The sequence below is a fragment of the Gemmobacter denitrificans genome, assembly GCF_036964905.1.
In the GTDB taxonomy this organism is placed as follows: Bacteria; Pseudomonadota; Alphaproteobacteria; order Rhodobacterales; family Rhodobacteraceae; genus Gemmobacter; species Gemmobacter denitrificans.
Genome location: NZ_JBALHR010000056.1, coordinates 1 through 701, shown reverse-complemented (window position 1 = coordinate 701; position 701 = coordinate 1). Strand labels below are relative to the sequence as shown.

At 33.7% G+C, this 701-nt stretch carries 1 protein-coding gene; it reads right to left on the bottom strand.

Going from position 1 to position 701, the window contains the following annotated elements; translation table 11 throughout:
* Positions 1–258: 258 nt before the first annotated feature.
* Positions 259–701: transposase (locus tag V6590_RS20810; protein WP_335425630.1), on the bottom strand; the 443-nt coding region annotated here is incomplete at its 5' end.

The window sequence follows — 701 nt, the reverse complement described above, 5'->3', positions numbered from 1 at the left end:
CAATGACTTGGCTGACCTGATTTTAGAAGAAGAGCTTCCCTTTTAGTTTATCCTTTGTACTTGCTATTTAAGTCTTCGATCTTTAAAGCAATAACTCCAAAAAATCATTATCTTGTTCCATACCTTGTTTTAAAGAATTATTGGAGACGAAATATTAAACATTTATTAGACTAATAAATAGTAAAATTAGATAAGATTTAGGGCGATAGGGATACTGTCAATAATTATGTGTAAACACTCAAGTAGAGTTGAAGAATGTTAATCAAATAAGCTTTCAAGTGTGTCAGCACATTGGCCAAACCCTTTATGGATGCGTTGATTTTGCTTGAAATTATAATCTTCAAACAGGGTAACTAAATAACGTTCCAGAGCCTCCTCGTTAGGAAAAAGAACCTTCTTTTTCGTTTGACGTTTGATTTCTTTGTTAAGAGACTCAATGAGGTTTGTCGAATAAATGCTATGCCAAATCTGGTAGGGAAACTGATAAAAAGTTAAAAGATTATCCGTATTCTCCAGACTTTCCATGACTTTCCTATACTTTGGTTTCCATTCGGCGATAAAGTTCTCTAAAGCTTGCACTGCCATTTCTAAATTTTCAGCACGATAAATCGTTTTAAATTGCTCCAGAATAACCGCTCTATCTGCTCGTTTCACTTTACTAGCTAGATTTCGACTAATATGAATTAAGCAACGTTGTTGTT